At 46.6% G+C, this 251-nt stretch carries 1 protein-coding gene; it reads right to left on the minus strand.

All coding sequences use genetic code 11. The features are described 5' to 3' along the window. Positions 1-251: hypothetical protein (locus Q4563_RS21375; protein ID WP_303605953.1), on the minus strand; the 251-nt coding region annotated here is incomplete at both ends.

Here is a 251-nt window from a genome sequence, read left to right on the forward strand (position 1 = left end):
GTACATCTCCCAGCTGCGCGTGGATGTTGCGTCTCAAGCGGTCCTGGCCTACAGCATGGTGGGCGTCGTTATTCTCTTGCGCTTTTTTGAAAGCCGGGTCATAAGAAACAATGGCTCGATTGAAGTGCAACGATTGCTCCGGATTCTTATTCTTATTACTGCTTTTTTTGTTTCCATGCGCTATTTTGCCTGGCGCCAGCAGGAAACAATCACCTATTACGATTTGCTCAGCTTTGTTTGTATGCTTATTC

The organism is Gilvimarinus sp. 1_MG-2023 (genome assembly GCF_030548285.1).